The organism is Streptomyces sp. NPDC102274 (assembly GCF_044766385.1).
Lineage (GTDB): Bacteria > Actinomycetota > Actinomycetes > Streptomycetales > Streptomycetaceae > Streptomyces.
On sequence record NZ_JBIWLW010000005.1, the window covers coordinates 49,508 to 66,266 of the forward strand.

Consider the following 16,759-nt stretch of genomic DNA (forward strand, 5'->3'; position numbering starts at 1 on the left):
CATGCATGCCCGTCACCTGCTCGAAAGTGTTCAAAAAATAACCTCCCTCGATGCCAGACAACGAGAGCTCGGGGCGGATGAGGCGACAGACCAGATCAGCAGCTACTCACAGGTCGATGGGAGAATGCTGGCAACAATCCTTTCCGCCACCGCCGCATGCGAGCACGACCACACAGCCCTCGAATCACAGCTCAATGCCCTTCTGGGGCTCGGATCCGGCGGATTCACGGACGCCGGGGAACTTGCACACCTCAATGAGATCAGACTCGAATCAATTCCCGAAGCATTGCGGGAATACATTGGCGACCTGCTTGAATGAACGGCTCATCAGGAGGGCCACGCGTCCGGGTGCACGCGTCGCCGGTGCGGGGAATCGAAGGACAGGACAGGCGCCGCAGAGACGCCCGAGTCCCCAGCATCTTGAAGTTGGGGCATGAGGGGCTCTGCTATCTCACATCTCAGGATCCGATGGCGGAAAATGGCGGCAATATTTTGCGTTGGCCGGAAACGCTTGAAGCGTGCGGCCTGACCGCCCCTGACAACGCGGTCCCCGCAACGGCCCCATCAGTACTCGCCGCCATCCAAGCTGTAACAGGAATCAACGTCGAGCCGACCGTTGCAGTGCAGGCGATGGGGGAGCTGGATCGTCAATGGCATACGCGGAATTCCGGATCACTTCAGATTTCACATAAGGAAACGGGGCGACGAAAGCGACGCCAAAGAACCCAGAGATTCTCTCCGGTCATAGCGATTTCAGCGAGCGGTGGTTGTCCGACGGCCCCAAGTCCGTCGTGCCCGTGCCCGTTGGCACTCACGTCGACCATGCCCTCGTCCGACGCATCACCGAGGGCTGCCGAACGGGTGGAACGGACGGCGTACGGGTCATCGGCGCGGAGCCGTCCGCGGACCCGCCTATCCGCACCCGACGCCTGGCCCCTCTGGGCGCGATCGAATCCGAGATGATCGGCCTTGCGCCCCCTGTCCTGCTGGCCGCAGGAGACCTACGGGGAACGGTTTTGTTCCCCGAGCCCGGATACGCGCTGGTGGCAGGGACGCCGCAGTTCCTACGGGGAGCCGCCCCGGAAAGAGTCGACGAAGGCCGCGTCTGCTTCGCGGGCTACGCGCGAGCCGTAGAGGGACGCCTGCCCATACTGCGGTCTGTCGCACAGTCGCTCCCTCCTCGGTACATCGCCTGGTCACGAGCCCGGGACATCCGCCCGGAAACCGGTGCCGCACAACAACTGGGCCTGATGCACACCTTCGTGGCGGGAGAGTGTGCCGGACCGGACTTCGCCCGGGGCTGGCTGGCAGCGCGCCGCCTCTCCCAGGACAACGGCGAAAGACTCCGCGACCCGCTTACCAAGGCCCTCGATGGCGTCTTCTGCTTGCTGAAGGATTATTCCATCGACCCGGACCTCAAAGATCCGGAGACTTGTCGGACGACGAGTTGAAGCACGCGGTCCGGCACGTCATGGAGCATTCCCCAGGACTCGAATAACCGGCCGTGGGGCCACGACTCGGTGACACCCCCCAACGCCAATGTCGCTTGGGTCAAGGTCACCCGCACCGCGATCCGCAAACACGCGATCATCGCAGATACGGGAGACGGCGCGCCGGACAAACCTGCCGCCCCACGCCTCATCCACACCCACTGCCACCGTCGGATGGGGACCGACAGCAGCAATCGACCAGCGCTTCTCTGCCCACGCTTCGGGGGAAGCCCCCCTCCGAGGCGGCCACGCCGACCTGCTTGACGACGTGCTCGACCGCGTCGCGCGGCAGTTCCAGGCGCATCTTGGGGAACTGGCCGCGCCAGGTCAGGAACTTCAGCAGGACGCGAAACCCAGCCTGGTGGCGCCGGTCTTGTTCCGCAGCCACGTGGTCCCGTCGCCGTTCAAGGTGAAGTGGTCGACCACTTCGTCCAGACCCAGATCCCGCCCCACGGTCGGATGCGTCTCTCAACTCGTGTTGCCCGTCAACTCGTTCAGCCCAACGAGTCGGCGGACGACGGAGAAACGGCCCAGTTCCCAGGCGACTGACCGGCATGTCACTCAAGGTTGGATGACCTCGCAGCGGCGTCTGCCAGGTCGGGGTGAGCTCGGCCGGATCGCTTGCCGAACAACGTCAACGCGATGATCAATCCGAGAGCGGCGAAAACGCCAGCTGCTTCGAATGCGGCCTGCTGCCCGGCGGTGAGAGCGAGCGATGGCGGTCTGGCGGCCGCAAACGTGCGGGCGGAGGCGACGCTGGCGCAGATGGCGGCGCCGAGGGCGGTGCCGACGGCGAATGAGGTGTCGGCGAGGCCGGCGGTCAGGCCTGAGTCATTGTCGGTGACGCCGGTTAGTGCGGCGATCTGTGCGCAGACTGTGGCGGCACCCATCCCCGCCCCGAAGACGAACAGGGCGGTCGGCAGGAGCCACATCGAGCCGCCCGCCGGTACGCGGGTGAGCAGAAGGCAGCCACAGCCGAGCAGGACGGTCCCGGCGGCGGCTACGCGCGCCAGCCCGAGCGTGGTCACGACCCGTTGACTCAGCAAGGCGCCTGCGACCGCGGCCATGGTCATCACCACCGCCGTCAGCCCGAACCGCGCCGCTGACCAGCCGAGCACCTCCTGCACGAAGGAGGTGAGGGTGATGAGCATGCCGTCGACGGCCATGCCGGCAATGAGCAGGAGGAGGTTGCCGCCGATCAACATGCGCGAGCGCAGCACCCGAAAGAGTACGAGCGGGGCGACCGATCGCTTCTCGATCAGGACGAACAGCCAGACCAGAACGACGACGGCGGCCAGCAGCCCGCTGGTCTGCGCGCTGGCCCACCCGGCTGTCGGCACCCGGGTGACCACGTATACGAGAAGGACGAGTGCCGGGGCGATGGTCAGCGCACCGGCGATATCGAAGGAGCGGGAGCGTTCCCGGTCCCGGCTTTCGCGCAGCATGGCCGGGGCGAGCAGCAGCACGACGGTCCCGACCGGGACGTTGACCCAGAACACCCACTGCCATCCGAAGGTGTTGGTGATGATGCCGCCGAGCAGCAGACCGGCGGTGGCACCGACCCCCCCGAGCCCGCCCCAGATACCGAGCGCTTTGTTCCGCTCGACGCCTTCAGGGAAGGTGTTTATCACCATCGACAGCGCGGCCGGAGCGATGATCGCCGCCGAGACGCCTTGAAGCGCACGGGTGGCCACCAAGACCTCGGGGGACGACGCGAGCCCGCACCCCAGCGAGGCCAGCACCCGCAGCACCATCCCGGCCAGGAACACCCGCCGACGGCCCAGCAGATCGGCGGCGCGGCCGCATAACAGCAGCAGTCCACTGAAGGCCAGCGCGTAGGCCGTCACGGTCCACTGGATGGCGGGGCCGTGCAGCCGAAGGTCGTGTTCGATCGCGGGCAGGGCAGTGAGCAGGCTCGTACCGTCCACAATGGTCATGAAGAACGCCGCACCCAGCAGCGTCAGCACCCGCCAACGGCGGGGTTGCGAATGATCGCTCACGGTCATCGGGTCTTGCTACTCCCGCCCGCTTGTGCGCAGCTCGGCGGCCAGCGCGTCAAGCCACTCGCTGGTGCCCTGCTCTCGCCAGCTCGGATCTTCACGGCCATCGAGGAAGGTGCCCTGCTCGGTGAGCAGCAGCCGGGTTCCACTGTCTGCGGGGTGGAACTCCACCGTCGTGAGCGAGACCGTTGCCAGGTCCTTCCCCGCGCAGAGAGTGGAGGTGTAGACGATCCGCTCGTCCCGGACGACGTCCCGGTACCAGGACTCGAACGTCAGAACCTGGCCACCCTTGTTGCGGCCGCGATTGACCTCCCGGCCGCCGACCTGGAAATCAAGCTCGTGCTCGGCGTCGGGACCGGCGAACCAGCGGGCCTTCGCCTCCGGGTCGGCCCACGCGGCGAACACCCGGGCCGGTGAGGCCGCGTAGAGGCGTTCGAGGCTGAGCGTGGCATGCGTGACAAGACGTTCGGTCATGACGTGCTCCCTTGATCCGGGACATCGGGATAATCGGTCAGGTAGTCGCCGAGCCGGTCGAGGCGGTGTTCCCAGGACGTGCGCTGGGTGGCAATCCAGTCCTCGGCCATCCGTAGCACGCCCGGCTCGATGTGGCAGGTGCGGACCCTTCCGACCTTCCCGGACCGGACCAGCCCGCACGCCTCAAGCACCTGCAGGTGCTGCATCACCGCCGGCAACGACATGGCAAGCGGCCGGGCCAGCTCACTGACCGAGGCCGGCCCGCGGATCAGCCGCTCAACCATGTCCCGGCGAGTCGCGTCCGCCAACGCCTGGAAGACCCGGTCCAACAGCGCTGAATCGTTAAGCATGTACCTAACTGTGTGCGGCAAGTCCCGAATAGTCAAGTACTTTATTAACCATTGACAGTTGACCCTCCGCGGAGGCGCGTCGCCCCCTTACGCCTCGACCACGAGCGCACCATCCTCGAACCGCTCGGCGACCGTGACCGACCGGGCTGTCCGTAACCTCTAAGCAGAGGTCAGCGGCCCTTCAGGCGTGTTCGGTGGAGGGCTGCGAGGGCCAGTAGTTGGCGTTGCTCGTACTCCGTGGCCGGGCGGACCGAGGTCCGGTGTACGTGCCACTGGAGGCCGGTGGGGCGTGTCAGGAGGACCATCGGGCCGGCAAAGCCGCCGATCTCCGCTGGCATGTCGTAATGACGGTCGAACACCGCCATGCCGACGCGGAGTTCGCCCGGTCCCGGTCGCGACACCGGGCGTGGTCGCGCGAGTGGGCTCACTTCCAGTCCCCCGCGCGGCGGTGCGGGTGATTGCGGAGTTCGTCGTTCCAGTCGCGCACCATGCGGCCATTGCCCACGGCTCGCGCCTCCTCGCGCTGGCGGCAGAGCGCCGCGCACACGTCGCACCCGGTCGCGGGCACCGGCTCAAGTGCCGGTAACGACACGGTCATCGCTCGTCCTCGCCGGGGCGGGGGGCCGAGTCGGGGCACAACGGGTGACCGCAGACGCACGGCGGCCACGTGAGCGCGTCCCCGGGAGCGAGGTCCGCGCCCTCGGCGCCGGGGTCGTACACGGAATTCGGTACGACGAGCGAACCGTCCACACCGTACGCGGCGATCATCAGCGACAGACGCCTGCGCGCCTCACTTCGCTTCATCGGCCAGCCTCCGCAGCCCGCGCTCCACGCGCCGCGCCAACTCCGGTGTCGGCTCGGCGAATTCCCCTGGCACCCAACCGGGGATCAGCACGACCACCTCGTAGTCCTCGGTGGCCGAGGCCGGTGCTTCCCTCTCCGCCATTGGTGCGCCCCTCCGTCGTCGTGGCATTACTGTGTGTGTTCAAGATTCGGCATGCGTGCCTTCGCCGAACAGGGTTGAACGCACGTCAACGGGCCTGGGGTGAAGGAGGAAGAGGTATGGCGGACGAACTGAAAGGGCCGGTGGGACCGGTCAGCGGAGCTGCCTACTTCGGCAACGAGGTACGGGAGTGGCGGCTGGCCAGAGGACTGAGCCAGCGGGAGGTGGGCGCACCGGCGCGGTACGCGCAGCAGTACGTGGCGAAGGTGGAGGCCGGGGACCGGATGGCGAGCCCGGAGTTCGCCGCGGGCTGCGATCAAGTCTTCGGCACGCCACGGACGTTCGCGCGGCTACGGGATCGGTGTGCCGAGAAGGGTGGCTACCCGGACTGGTTCGAGCCGTACGTCTTGCTCGAACGGCAGGCGTCCGCGACCCTGAACTTCAGCAACGGGCTGGTCGCGGGTCTGTTGCAGACCGAAGCGTACGCTGAGGCAGTCTTCCGGAAGGCGAATCCGACCGATGCTCCGGAAGATACCGCTGCCAGGGTCGGACGACGGCTGAAGCGTCGTCAGGTACTGGATCGCGAGAATCCCCCGCTGGTCTGGGTCGTTCTGGACGAGTCCTGCCTACGGCGCATGGTCGGCAGTCCGGCGGTGATGGCTGAGCAGATGGCACACCTGGTCGAGGAAGCGGAATCCCCTCGCTTCACTGTCCAGGTGCTCCCGTTCAGTTCAGGGGCCATGTCCTGGCATTTGGGTTTTACGCTGTTGAAGTTCCCCGGCGATGAGCCCGACATGCTCTACCAAGAAACGCTGGGTGCGGGCCATGTGACCGACTCCCGGAAGACCGTCACAGATGCGAGCGTGCTCTACGATCGGCTACGGGCCGACGCCCTCTCCCCGGAAACGTCGGTCGACATGTTGCGCAAACTGAAGGAGGAGTGGACCCGATGAGCACATTCGATCTCTCCGGCGCACGGTGGGAGAAATCCAGCTACAGCAGCGGCCAGGAAGGCGAGTGCGTCGAGTTTAGCCGGTCCTTCCTCCCGGTCTCCGGCGCACAGTGGGAGAAATCCGGCTACAGCGACCAACAGGGAGGCAATTGCGTCGAGTTCGCCCGCAACCTCGCCCCCACCGGCATCGTCCCCGTACGCGACAGCAAGACCCCCACCGGCCCCGTCCTCCTGGTCTCCCCCACCGCATGGAGTGACTTCGTCGCCTTCGCCGCCAACTAGTGCCCCTCCCGGCAACGTTTGCCCCGTCGCGGCCCTAGCCTTCGTGCGGCGGCCAGGTGTCGCCCCAGGCCACACCCCTCGCCGCCCGGTACAGCGCGCCGTGCCGCTTGGTGACCGTCTCGCGGCGCAGTCCGTCGTCCCTCGTGCACAGGTCCAGAAGCACCTGGCCCTTACGGATCTGCGGCTTTCGCGTCACCCGGGCTCCCGCCGGGTGCGCGTCGAACCGTACCGCCGCGACATAGCTGAACTTCTCGTCCTCGTACGGCAGCGAGCCGCCCTTGACCTGGCGGTGCAGCGAGGAGCGGCTGACCCGGGCCGCGAAGTGGCACCAGTCCGTGCCCCGTTCGATCGGGCAGGCGCCGTCGTGCGGGCAGGGGGCGGCGATACGGTAGCCCGCCGCGACGAGTTGGTCGCGGGCCTCGATGATCCGCAGATAGCCGTCGGGCGTACCGGGTTCCACGATCACCACGGCGTGCCCGGCCCGCGCGGCCTCGGCGACGAGTGCGGTGCGGTCGCGGTCGGTGAGTTCCTTCAGTACGTACGAGACCGTCACGAGGTCGCTCTCCGGCAGCTTCAGCGCCGCGTCGATCCTGGTCGCCCGCCAGTCCGCCGCACGCAGCGCGGACGCTCCCAGGGAGGCCAGCTCACGGCCCAGGGCGAGTGCGGGTTCCGCCCAGTCCAGGACCGAGGTGGTTCGGGGCTCCTGCCATGTCGCGTCCGCCGCCCAGACCGCCGCTCCCGTACCGCCGCCCACATCGACATGGCTGCCGGGCGCCCAGCCGGGCGCGGCGTCGGCGAGGGCCTCCAGCGCGGCCCGTACGGCCTCGAAGGTGGCCGGCATCCGGTACGCGGCGTACGCGGCGACGTCGGAGCGGTCACGGAGTACGGGCGCGTCGGTCGGAGTGGTGCCCCGGTAGTTGGTGATCAGCCGTTCGACGGCCTGTGCGGCCTGCTTGGGCGGCAGCCCGTCGAGCACTCCGGCGAGCGCGGCGCGCAGCGCTTCGGCGGTGGAGGGGGCGGCGGTCCCGGTTGCGGGCTCGGACTCGGCGGGGTTCACCGTTGAATTCTGACATGCGGCCCCATCCCGGGCGTGCCCGCCGAAGCGGGCGGTCATAACGCCGAAGCGGGCGCCCATAACGGTGACGCAAACTGCGGCGGTCACAGGCGCAGTTGCTACGCTGGCGCTCCTTGTCCGGCAGCCGCTCTCACGGGGGAAAATCGAGTCGGCTCGTGAGACAGCCGTGAGACAGCAGGGGAACATGAAACTTAGGTTCGTGCGTGGGCCCCGACGGGTCGGCGTACCCGGCGGAGGCCGCTTCTCCCGCGTAAACCGCTTCTCCCGTGGGAGCGGTTTCTCGCGTGGACGCGGTGAGGGAACCGTACGGCAGCGGGTCGTACGCCTGACCCTGGTCGTCGGGGTGATCGTGCTGGCGCTTCTGCTCCTGCTCGCCACCTGCGGCGGAAACAAACCTGCCAGGACGAAGGACGACAGCGCGCCCAAGAAGCCCTTGGCGAACGTCGCGGACCGGGCACCGCGGCTCAGCGTGCCGGACGGATACGACGCCGCGCACGGCTGGCAGATAGTCGATGGCTCCCCCGACTTCGCCATCGCCCAGGACGCGAACCGGGTCGCCTATCTGGAGCGGGCCGGGGCGGACCGGTTCCGGCTGCGGACACTCGACCCCGAGACCGGCGAGCGCGGCTGGGACGGGGAGCCCTGGCGGCCGCTGTTCTCCCCCGACCGGTTCCCCCGGTTGCTGTCCGTCACCAAGGACGACCAGGAGTACTTCGTCACCTGGTCGTACGGGAAGATCAACGCGGACGAGCTGCGCCCCGCCGACTCCATCATCTCCCTCGACATCTACAACGCGAACGACGGCTCCCGCCAGCGGGTCGAGACCCCCTGGGCGGACGCGCCGAAGGTGAGCGCCGCGGGACCCGCCATTCTCATCAGCGACGGCAAGGCCACCAGCGCGGTGATCGATCCGGCGACCGCCGAGGTCGTCAAGGTGCCGCCGGGCTCGCTCGGCTACCCCAAGGGCTGCAAGGAGTGCCGCAAGCTGACCGAGGTGCGCGGGGTCACCGCGAAGGGGCTGCTGGTCAGCGGGGCCAAGGAGTTCTGGGTACGCGGCGGCTGGTTCAGCCGGCAGGGCGCACCGAAGGACACCGACGCCGCCTCGGGTGTGCCCGCCTCGATGGCGAGCGGCTACATCCTCGCCAAGTGGCAGAAGAAGAAGGGCGCCAAGGACGCCCGTACGCATGAGGTATGGGCGGTGCACGACGCGGCGACCGGCAAGGCCGTGGCGCAGGTGCGGTGCCGTAAGCCGGCGATCACCCCGGCCGACGACCCGCGCCTCGTCGCCTCCCCCGACGGCCGTTTCCTGATCGCCGGGAGGCTCGCCTTCGACCTGGACGCGAAGAAGGCGTACTGCTTCGAGGAGGCGGACGGCACCCAGCCGCTGACCCTGACCACCGTGTCGGACGACGGCACGGCGTACGGCGCGGTGAGCGCCCGCAACACGGCGGACGCGCTGGCGGGCGGCGGCAATCCGGTCAAGGTGGAACTCACGACCGCCACGCCCGAGGCCCTGGAGACCAATGTGCGGCTGCCCAGCGCGGAGGCGTCGGGGGGAGTCGGATTCTTCCGCTGGACGGACTCGCAGGACCGGCCGCATCTGATCGGCTATCCGCGCCAGGACTGAGGCCGAGCCCCGGCGCGGACAGACGTCCGCGGACAGGCGTCGGCGGTCAGGCGCCGGCGGCCGGGCGCTCCATCGGCTGCTGGTGCTGCCACGGCCGTACGAAACCGAGGAAGCAGCCGAGCGAGCCGACCGCGCAGACCAGCTGCACGACCGCCATCGGAACCGCCGTCTCCTCGCCCGCGATCCCCACCAGCGGCGAGGCGATGGCGCCGATCAGGAACGACGACGTACCGATCAGCGCGGACGCCGAGCCCGCGGCGTGCGGGGTCCGCATCAGCGCCGAGGCGTTGGTGTTGGGCATCGCGAGTCCCATCGCGGACATCAGTACGAACAGCGCCGTCGCGACCGGGACGAGCCCCACGGATCCGAACACGCCGGAGGTCATCAGCAGCAGCGCCAGCGCGGCGACGGTGATGACCATGAGCCCGAAGCCCAGCACCCGGTCCATGCTGACCCGGCCGACGAGCAATTTGCCGTTGATCTGGCCGACGGTGATCAGACCGATGGAGTTGACGCCGAAGAGCAGGCTGAAGGTCTGCGGCGAGGCGCCGTAGATCTCCTGCACCACGAACGGCGAGGCCGCGACGTACGCGAACAGCGCCGCGAAGGCCAGACCGCCCGCCAGCATGTAGCCGGTGAAGATCCGGTCCGCGATCAGCCCGCGCATCGTACGCAGCGCCGCGAGGGTGCCGCCGCTGTGCCGCTTCTCCGGCGGCAGCGTCTCGTGCAGCCACTTCCAGACGACCAGGGTGAGGATGACGCCGATCACCGTGAGGACGGCGAAGATGCCGCGCCAGTCGGTGAGGCGCAGCACCTGGCCGCCGATCACGGGCGCGATGACCGGCGCGACGCCGGAGATCAGCATCAGGGTGGAGAAGAAGCGCGCCATCTCCACGCCGTCGTAGAGATCCCGCACCACCGCGCGGGCGATCACGATGCCCGCCGCGCCGGCCAGCCCCTGGAGGAGGCGGAAGCCGATGAGGAGTTCGGTGGTGGGCGCGAGGGCGCAGATCGCGGTGGCGAGTACGTAGACGATCATGCCGAGCAGCAGCGGCCGGCGCCGTCCCCACTTGTCGCTCATCGGGCCGACCACGATCTGGCCGAGCGCCATGCCCGCCAGACAGGCGGTGAGGGTGATCTGAACCGTCGCCGCGGGTGAGTTCAGCGAGCGGGTGACCTCCGGCAGGGCCGGGAGGTACATGTCCATGGACAGCGGCGGCAGGGCGGTGAGCCCGCCGAGTACGAGGGTGACCAGCAGCCCCGCGCGGCGCGCCGTGGTCACGCGCTCCTGCCGGGGTGCCTGCCGCTGTTCCGGAATCGGTGCCGAGCGACGCTGCTCTGGCGCTATATGTCCTTTACGTCCTTCGGTGGTTCGGCCGCCGTCCGGCATTCCGTTTCTCCATGTCGTTGAATCCGTACCTATGCTCTCAGCTCAGCGGGAGCGGTCGAGACCTTTCTGTGGGGGCAGCGATGACAACAGGACAGATGTCACAACGGACGTCACACCAGACGTCACAACACATGTCACCCGTGTCACACGGGAAAGCCGTCCGGTGGGGTGTGCTGGCGACGGGCGGGATCGCCGCGCGGTTCACCGCGGACGTACGGGAGCTGCCGGACGCCGAGGTGGTGGCGGTGGCCTCGCGCGGCGAGGAGTCCGCGAAGGAGTTCGCGGGCCGGTTCGGGATCCCCCGGGCGTACGGCGACTGGGCCGGGCTCCTCGCCGACGAGGAGGTGGACGTCGTCTACGTGGCGACTCCGCACTCCGCGCACCGGGCCGCCGCCGGACTGGCCCTGGCCGCCGGGAAGCCGGTGCTGTGCGAGAAGGCGTTCACGCTCAACGCGCGCGAGGCCCGCGAGCTGGTGTCGCTCGCCCGGGAGCGCGGTCTCTTCCTGATGGAGGCCATGTGGATGTACTGCAATCCCGTGATCCTGCGGCTGGTGGAGCTCATCCGGGACGGCGCGATCGGGAGCATCCGTACCGTCCAGGCCGACTTCGGCCTCCAGGGCCCGTTCGACGCCGGCCACCGGCTGCGCGACCCGGCGCTCGGCGGTGGCGCGGTGCTCGATCTCGGGGTCTATCCGGTCTCCTTCGCGCAGCTGCTGCTCGGCGAGCCCGACCGCGTCCAGGCCGAGGCGCTGCTCTCGCCCGAGGGCGTCGATCTCAACACCGGGATGCTGCTCGGCTGGGACTCCGGGGCGACGGCGCTGCTGACCTGCTCGGTGACGGCCGGGACTCCGGTGACGGCGACGGTGACGGGCACTGCGGGCCGGATCGAGGTGCCGTCCGGTTTCTTCTCGACGGAACGGTTCGTACTGCACCGGGACGGCGCGGATCCCGAGGAGTTCACCGGGGACGGCGCGCTGCACGGCTTGCAGTACGAGGCGGCCGAGGTGATGCGCTGTCTGCGGGCCGGGGCGACCGAATCCCCGCTGGTGCCGCTGGACGGCACGCTCGCGGTGATGCGGACGCTCGACGCGGTACGGGACCGCATCGGCGTCCGCTACCCCGCTGACGACGCCAGGCCGGTCTGAGAGCCACCCCGGACCGGCCTGAGCCCTGTCACCGTCGTCGGGTCAGGCCGGCTTGAGCCCCGGGTTGCCCACCTCGGTCACGAAGGACGCCGCCGTCGTGACCGGGGCGCCCGGCGTCGTGACGGCGTTGACCGTCTTGAAGTCCGCCCGCGCCTGCCGCTCGCCGAGCGCCACCGTGACGTAGCCGCGCCGCCCGTTGTAGAACTTCATGTGCGGGTTGGCCTCCATGAACGTGGCCCAGTTGGACGGCCGGTCCGTGCCGTCCTTGCCGCTGGAGATGGAGGTGGCGACGATCTCGGTGCCGAGCGTGCGCGACCCCGGGTTGTCCCAGTCCTTCTTCAGGTCGTACGCGTAGCCGGTGTGCACGTCGCCGGTCAGCACCATGAAGTTCTTGAGCCCGGCCGCCTCGACCCCGTTCAGCAGCCGCTGCCGGGAGGCGGGGTAGCCGTCCCACGAGTCCATCGACAGCTTGTACCCGGCCGTCGGCAGATCGCGGCGCCGGGCGAAGGTCACCTGCTGGGGGACGACGTTCCAGGTCGCCGCGGACTTCTTCCAGCCGTCCAGCAGCCACCGCTCCTGGACCGAGCCGGTCATCGTGCGCCCCGGGTCCTCGGAATCCGGGCCCGGCAGCTGCCAGCCGTCGCCGTACGCCTGGTCGTCGCGGTACTGGCGGGTGTCGAGGATGTCGAACTGCGCCAGCCGTCCGAAGCGCAGCCTGCGGTAGAGCCGCATGTCGGAGCCGTTGGGCCGCTGCGGCGCGCGCAGCGGCTGGTTCTCCCAGTACGCGCGGTACGCGGAGGCCCGGCGCAGCAGGAACTCCTCCGGCGGTACGTCGTTCTCGGGGACGTCCCCCGCGTAGTTGTTCTCGGTCTCGTGGTCGTCCCAGGTGACGACGAAGGGGTGCGCGGCGTGCGCGGCCCGCAGATCCGGGTCGGACTTGTAGAGCCCGTAGCGCATCCGGTAGTCGTCCAGCGTGACGGTCTCGCGGTTGAAGTGCGCGGGCAGCACGCGGTCCTGGTAGTTGCGGGCGCCGCCGACGGAGTTGACGGCGTACTCGTAGAGGTAGTCACCGAGGTGGAAGACCACATCGAGATCCTCGGCCGCGAGGTGCTTGTAGCCGGTGAAGTAGCCGTCGTGGTACGCCTGGCAGGAGACGGCGGCGAAGTTCAGCGCACTCGTCCTGGCGTTCGCGGCGGGCGCGGTACGGGTGCGGCCGACCGTGCTGATCCAACTGCCGGTGCGGAAGCGGAAGTAGTACACCCGGCCGGCCGCCAGCCCGGGGACCTCGACATGCACACTGTGGTTGAACTCCGGGTGCGCGTCGGTCTCCCCGCGCTTGACGATCCGGCTGAAGGCCGCGTCGTGGGCCAGCTCCCACCGTACGGAAACCCGGTTGACGGGCAGGCCGCCGTCGGCCTCGTACGGGCGGGGCGCGAGCCGGGTCCAGAGCAGCACGCTGTCGGAACTCGGGTCCCCGGAGGCGACGCCGAGGGTGAACGGATCCTCGGTGATCTTCCTGGCGTCCAGCTCGGCGGCGCTCGCGACCCCCGTGCCCGGCAGGTTGACGGCGAAGGCGAGCGCGGCGGCGGCAGCGGTGCCGGTGAGGAAGCGACGGCGGCCGAGGTGCGCGGCGGCGGCTCTGAACTCGGCGGAGTGAGTGCTGCCCGGTACACCACTGCCGGGCGTACGGCCGGTCGGTGCGTGGCGAAGTACAGGTGTCATGTGCCCCTCCCCTGACGGCGGTTGTCACTCGCATTGCAGTCGGGGGCGAAGACGCCCTGCTGTCGCGCGCACAGCTTGCGCATGGCGACTGGATGAGGACCGCGTGCTGCGCCAAGTTGTACCCCACGTGACGGACGTACCCTGCTTGACCATGGACGCCATGCGGAACATCAACACCAAGGGGCGAATCGCCCTGGTGACGGGCGCCGGCTCCGGCATCGGACGCGCGGTCGCGAAGGCACTGGGCGACGCGGGCTGGTCGGTGGTACTGGCGGGCCGTCACCCCGAGAAGCTGGAGGAGACGGCCCGCGCCCTGGCGGGCGACACACTGCTCGTACGGACCGATGTGTCGGAACCCGACGATGTGGACGGGTTGTTCGCGGCGGTGGGCGAGCGGCACGGCCGCCTCGATCTGCTCTTCAACAACGCGGGCACGTTCGGCCCCGGCGGTGTGCCTCTGGAGGATCTGCCGTACTCGGCCTGGCGGAAGGTGGTGGACACGAATCTGACCGGTACGTTCCTGTGCGCGCAGGCGGCCTTCCGGCTGATGAAGGCGCAGGACCCGCAGGGCGGCCGGATCATCAACAACGGCTCGGTCTCGGCCCACGCGCCCCGGCCGGACTCGGTCGCCTACACCGCCACCAAACACGGCATGACCGGGCTCACCAAGTCGCTGTCGCTGGACGGCCGTCGGTACCGGATCGCCTGCGGGCAGATCGACATCGGGAACGCGGCCACGGACATGACGGAGCGGATGCGGCGGGGAGTGCCGCAGGCGAACGGTGAGTTGGCGGTGGAGCCGGTGATGGATGTGGCGGATGTGGCCACGACGGTGCTGCACATGGCGGAGCTGCCGCTGGAGGCGAATGTGCAGTTCGCGACGGTGCTGGCGACGGGGATGCCGTTCGTGGGCCGGGGCTGAGGGGCTGGGGCCGAGAGGCTGGGGGCCGACGACCGAGGGCTGAGGGGGGCTTGTGACAAGGCCCCGGCCGTACAGCGGAATCACCGCCCGACCCCGTCGTCACCGACTGCCCGTGGCCGGCGGCGGACCCGGCCCTGGGGCCGCGGCCGGCAACGGGCGTCGCGGCGGCGTGGTTCGGCGCGTACGCGCGTCAACTCGGCGTCGTACCGGCCGAGTCGGTGATTCGAGCCGGTGCTCGACGGCCCGTCTCCAGAACCGCGGGCTCGGCGTCCCGTCCTGTCAACACGAGCCCGCGGTCAGCAGATCGCGGATCTCGTTCATCTGGCCCTCGCGCAGCGGCCCGTGCGCGAGGGCGCCGGCGTTCTCCTCGACCTGGGCGACCGAGCGGAAGCCCGGGATCGGCACCGTACGCGGGCTGCGCGCCCACAGCCAGGCCAGGGCGCCCTGCGCCAGCGTGCGGCCGTCGCTGGTGAGTACGTCCCGTACGGACTCGACGCGCGCCGCCCACTCGGGCGCCGGGACCCCGCCCTCCCCGAACCACCGCAACCAGGCGGGCGGTACGGCGCGGATGTCCCGCCCGCCCCCGGTCACCCTCCGGCCGTCGCGCCCGGACCTCCCGGCCAGCAGCCCCATCGCGAGCGGACTGCGGTTGACGCTCGCGAGGTCGCGTTCCGCGCACAGCGCGAGCATCTCCGGCGCGTCCTGGAGCACATTGCACGCGTGCTGCACGGCCGCGCAGTGCGCCCCTTCGGCGAAGAGCGCGGCGCGCTCCGGGTCGTCGGTGCTCCAGCCGTACGCGCGGATCAGCCCCTCGCGTACGAACTCCTCGCAGAGGTCCCGGAGTTCGGCCGCCCGGTCGGGCGCCGCGTCGGACAGATGCAGCTGATAGAGGTCGATGTGATCGGTGTCGAGCCGGCGCAGCGACGCGGTGAGCGCACGCCGCGCGTACGCGGGCGAGTCGTCGGCGCCCGTCAGGGTCCTGGTCGCCTCGTCGCACACGTTCCCCCACTTGGTGGCGATGACGACCTCGTCCCGCCGCCCCCGCACCGCGCGCCCGAGGACACGCTCGCTGTGGCCCGTGCCGTACGCGTCGGCCGTGTCGAAGAAGGTGACCCCGAGCTCGACGGCCCGCCGGATCGCGGCCACGGACTCCTCGTCGTCGACCGTGCCCCAGCCGAGCGGATTACCGGCGGTGTCCTGCCACTCACCGCCGATCGCCCAGCACCCGAGGCCGAGCGCGCCGACGGTGATCCCGCTGTGTCCCAGTGTCCTGCTCTCCATGGATTCCATACGGGAACGTTAGGAGTTGAAGCGCACACGAAGACAAGCGGTGCCGCACGAAGAACGGCCCACCCGTGCGAGAGGGCCCGCCACGGTGATGCGGCTCGTCACGGCGAAACGGCCCGCCACGGCGAAACAGCCGGTCACGCCTGCCCGGTCTCGAACCGTCCGACCTTCCCGCCTTCGACCGTGAACCGCCACGTGGTCCGCATCTCGCCCCAGGTGTCATTGCTGTAGCGCGCGACCAGCGCCAGCCCGCTGTCCGACTGCGATTCGACGTCCATGCGCCCGCGCGAGGAGAAGATCTCCCGGTCGGTCCACTCGTCGAGATCCCGCTCGGAGCCGTCGTCCGACATGGTCGCCCCGGGCGCGAGCGCGTCCTGGAACGCCTCACGGTCCCCCTTGTTGACCGCGCGCACGAACGCACGGACCGCGGGGTCGCTGAGCTTGTCCACGGGGATGGTCACGGGCTCTCTCTCCCTCGATGCGCCGATGCGCCGATGCGCCGATGCCTGGAACGTCGGACGGCCGGAACCTCGGACGGCCGGATGCCCGGAACCTCGGACGGCCGGATGCTGGAAGCGATCCGGTGTCCTCTCCATCCCTACACCGTCCGGCCCCGCCCCGCCCCTCGGACGTCACCCCCTCGGCGTCATCCGAAGAACCGGCGCAACAGCCAGTCCGGCATCACATCCGCCTCCCGGATGGGCGGCCCGAACTCGAACCCGTGCCGTCCCGCGTGCCCCTCCGGAAGACAGCAGCTCTCCTCCGACACGTTCCCGGCAAGGAACTTCTCCGGGCACGACTCCAGCCGCAGCAGCTCCCGCTCCGGCCCGTACTCCCCCGTATCCGGCCACCGCGCCCACATGACCCACGGCGCCGCCGTCTCCGACCCGCGCACGCACTGCGCGATCACATGATGCAACCCCTCATGCCCCGCCTCCAGGGCACACCACAGCACCCGCTCGGACCGGAACCCGCCCTCAAGCCTGTCGAGCGCGGCCATCTCCTCGTCGAGGAAGAGAATCCGCCCGGGACACGACACCTGATGAATCGACACAGCCGACCACCTCCGGTCCGCCAGTGTGCCCCCGCCCCCGGCGCCC

General features: G+C 69.5%; 19 protein-coding genes. 7 read left to right on the plus strand and 12 right to left on the minus strand.

The genetic code is table 11. The features are described 5' to 3' along the window. The first annotated feature begins 1 nt into the window (after position 1). Entirely contained in the window at positions 2 to 319 is a 318-nt protein-coding gene (locus ACIRQP_RS08740) for a hypothetical protein (RefSeq protein WP_403885537.1), read from the plus strand. A gap of 448 nt (positions 320 to 767) precedes the next feature. Then, complete coding sequence (locus ACIRQP_RS08745) at positions 768 to 1,451, plus strand: hypothetical protein (RefSeq protein ID WP_403885540.1); 684 nt, start codon at positions 768 to 770, stop codon at positions 1,449 to 1,451. A 596-nt stretch (positions 1,452 to 2,047) separates the two neighbouring features. Here ACIRQP_RS08745 and ACIRQP_RS08750 read toward each other — a convergent pair. The 6 genes from ACIRQP_RS08750 to ACIRQP_RS08775 all read right to left on the minus strand — a co-directional run bounded on the left by ACIRQP_RS08750 (position 2,048) and on the right by ACIRQP_RS08775 (position 5,260). After that, positions 2,048 to 3,496, minus strand: a complete 1,449-nt coding sequence (locus tag ACIRQP_RS08750; RefSeq protein ID WP_403885543.1) for an MFS transporter — start codon at positions 3,494 to 3,496, stop codon at positions 2,048 to 2,050. A gap of 9 nt (positions 3,497 to 3,505) precedes the next feature. Then, a complete protein-coding gene (locus ACIRQP_RS08755) occupies positions 3,506 to 3,964 on the minus strand; it encodes an SRPBCC family protein (RefSeq protein ID WP_403885546.1) in 459 nt (152 codons plus the stop codon). Continuing rightward, on the minus strand, positions 3,961 to 4,314 hold the full coding sequence (locus ACIRQP_RS08760; RefSeq protein ID WP_403885549.1) for an ArsR/SmtB family transcription factor: 354 nt from the start codon (positions 4,312 to 4,314) through the stop codon (positions 3,961 to 3,963). Before ACIRQP_RS08760 ends, ACIRQP_RS08755 begins: the two co-directional genes overlap by 4 nt. 424 nt (positions 4,315 to 4,738) lie before the next feature. Continuing rightward, on the minus strand, positions 4,739 to 4,912 hold the full coding sequence (locus ACIRQP_RS08765; RefSeq protein ID WP_403885552.1) for a hypothetical protein: 174 nt from the start codon (positions 4,910 to 4,912) through the stop codon (positions 4,739 to 4,741). Beyond that, the gene (locus ACIRQP_RS08770; RefSeq protein ID WP_403885555.1) at positions 4,909 to 5,118 is read right to left on the minus strand and encodes a hypothetical protein; all 210 of its coding nucleotides are present in this window, start codon (positions 5,116 to 5,118) and stop codon (positions 4,909 to 4,911) included. Before ACIRQP_RS08770 ends, ACIRQP_RS08765 begins: the two co-directional genes overlap by 4 nt. Continuing rightward, positions 5,105 to 5,260 (minus strand): hypothetical protein, encoded by a 156-nt coding sequence (locus ACIRQP_RS08775; protein ID WP_403885558.1) that lies wholly within the window; start codon positions 5,258 to 5,260, stop codon positions 5,105 to 5,107. The genes ACIRQP_RS08770 and ACIRQP_RS08775 overlap by 14 nt, the downstream gene beginning before the upstream one ends. A 116-nt stretch (positions 5,261 to 5,376) precedes the next feature. Between ACIRQP_RS08775 and ACIRQP_RS08780 the strand changes: the two genes are divergently transcribed. Both ACIRQP_RS08780 and ACIRQP_RS08785 read left to right on the plus strand, forming a co-directional pair. Then, positions 5,377 to 6,210: a helix-turn-helix transcriptional regulator gene (locus ACIRQP_RS08780; RefSeq protein WP_403885561.1), complete on the plus strand. Its 834-nt coding sequence runs from the start codon at positions 5,377 to 5,379 to the stop codon at positions 6,208 to 6,210. Beyond that, a complete protein-coding gene (locus tag ACIRQP_RS08785) occupies positions 6,207 to 6,491 on the plus strand; it encodes a DUF397 domain-containing protein (RefSeq protein WP_403885564.1) in 285 nt (94 codons plus the stop codon). Before ACIRQP_RS08780 ends, ACIRQP_RS08785 begins: the two co-directional genes overlap by 4 nt. A gap of 34 nt (positions 6,492 to 6,525) precedes the next feature. On the opposite strand, the gene ACIRQP_RS08790 is transcribed toward ACIRQP_RS08785, so the two are convergent. Next, positions 6,526 to 7,548: a small ribosomal subunit Rsm22 family protein gene (locus ACIRQP_RS08790; RefSeq protein WP_403885567.1), complete on the minus strand. Its 1,023-nt coding sequence runs from the start codon at positions 7,546 to 7,548 to the stop codon at positions 6,526 to 6,528. A gap of 343 nt (positions 7,549 to 7,891) precedes the next feature. Here ACIRQP_RS08790 and ACIRQP_RS08795 point away from each other — a divergent pair, with 343 nt between their 5' ends. Further along, complete coding sequence (locus ACIRQP_RS08795) at positions 7,892 to 9,193, plus strand: hypothetical protein (protein WP_403886331.1); 1,302 nt, start codon at positions 7,892 to 7,894, stop codon at positions 9,191 to 9,193. Between the two features lie 46 nt (positions 9,194 to 9,239). Here ACIRQP_RS08795 and ACIRQP_RS08800 read toward each other — a convergent pair whose 3' ends face one another. Then, entirely contained in the window at positions 9,240 to 10,583 is a 1,344-nt protein-coding gene (locus ACIRQP_RS08800; RefSeq protein ID WP_403885570.1) for a Bcr/CflA family multidrug efflux MFS transporter, read from the minus strand. A 131-nt stretch (positions 10,584 to 10,714) separates the two neighbouring features. On the opposite strand from ACIRQP_RS08800, the gene ACIRQP_RS08805 reads away from it, so the two are divergent. Continuing rightward, positions 10,715 to 11,728: a Gfo/Idh/MocA family protein gene (locus ACIRQP_RS08805; RefSeq protein WP_403885573.1), complete on the plus strand. Its 1,014-nt coding sequence runs from the start codon at positions 10,715 to 10,717 to the stop codon at positions 11,726 to 11,728. A gap of 42 nt (positions 11,729 to 11,770) precedes the next feature. On the opposite strand, the gene ACIRQP_RS08810 is transcribed toward ACIRQP_RS08805, so the two are convergent. Beyond that, positions 11,771 to 13,450, minus strand: a complete 1,680-nt coding sequence (locus tag ACIRQP_RS08810) for an alkaline phosphatase D family protein (protein WP_403885576.1) — start codon at positions 13,448 to 13,450, stop codon at positions 11,771 to 11,773. A 151-nt stretch (positions 13,451 to 13,601) separates the two neighbouring features. Here ACIRQP_RS08810 and ACIRQP_RS08815 point away from each other — a divergent pair, with 151 nt between their 5' ends. After that, positions 13,602 to 14,372 carry an SDR family oxidoreductase gene (locus ACIRQP_RS08815; RefSeq protein WP_403885579.1) on the plus strand — a complete coding sequence of 257 codons (771 nt, stop codon included), beginning with the start codon at positions 13,602 to 13,604 and terminating at the stop codon, positions 14,370 to 14,372. A 279-nt stretch (positions 14,373 to 14,651) separates the two neighbouring features. Here ACIRQP_RS08815 and ACIRQP_RS08820 read toward each other — a convergent pair whose 3' ends face one another. The 3 genes from ACIRQP_RS08820 to ACIRQP_RS08830 form a co-directional block, all read right to left on the minus strand. Then, complete coding sequence (locus ACIRQP_RS08820; protein ID WP_403885582.1) at positions 14,652 to 15,662, minus strand: aldo/keto reductase; 1,011 nt, start codon at positions 15,660 to 15,662, stop codon at positions 14,652 to 14,654. A 134-nt stretch (positions 15,663 to 15,796) separates the two neighbouring features. Continuing rightward, a complete protein-coding gene (locus ACIRQP_RS08825; protein ID WP_403885585.1) occupies positions 15,797 to 16,120 on the minus strand; it encodes a nuclear transport factor 2 family protein in 324 nt (107 codons plus the stop codon). 185 nt (positions 16,121 to 16,305) lie between these two features. Further along, positions 16,306 to 16,713, minus strand: coding sequence for a hypothetical protein (locus tag ACIRQP_RS08830; protein WP_382874120.1), 408 nt, complete (start codon positions 16,711 to 16,713; stop codon positions 16,306 to 16,308). Positions 16,714 to 16,759 lie beyond the last annotated feature (46 nt).